The organism is Vibrio sp. 1078-1 (genome assembly GCF_033340475.1).
In genome coordinates this window covers 1-510 of sequence record NZ_JAWOWM010000950.1, presented here as the reverse complement: position 1 = coordinate 510, position 510 = coordinate 1, and the positions used below count along the sequence as shown (strand labels likewise).

General features: G+C 42.5%; 1 protein-coding gene. It reads right to left on the bottom strand.

Translation table 11 applies throughout. The annotated features are described in order from the left end of the window. On the bottom strand, nucleotides 1–368 hold a 368-nt coding region (locus R7190_RS31040; protein WP_318138362.1), incomplete at its 3' end, for a VOC family protein. Nucleotides 369–510: the final 142 nt, after the last annotated feature.

Sequence of the window (510 nt, the reverse complement as noted above, 5' to 3'; positions counted from 1 at the left end):
AGCATACCGTGGTCTTCTATATAGTAGACGTTCTTTCTAAATGGGTGTTCGTCGCCTCGGTGGTCGAGCTCATAACCTGCTTTGCTTAGCCTTTCGATGAGGGCTTCTACATCCGGAACCACAATCCCTATGTGTTTAAAACCTGTGAAGTGTGATGTCCAATGAGTAGCGTCGCCTTTTCCTCCCGACGAGATGGCAATATAAGAATGATCATCACCTACGTGAAACCATTCAATTGGTCGGCCAAACCAATTATCTATTTTTCCGCCGCCGCGTACTTTCCATTCAGGGATAGCGGCGGTCAAAAATTGGATCATCTTTTGTGCGTCAACGACTGAGATATTGGCGTGTTCTACATAACTGTTCATGTATGTTTTCCTTTGGGTTCTTGTTTTTTTGTTCTTAATGCAACTCTAGAACCCCAAGCTAAGTTTAGGTAAAGCACCTATTTTTGCCTGCCAAAAATAAATGAGATCCAGTTCAAATATTTATCCATGACGGAATTAGTTG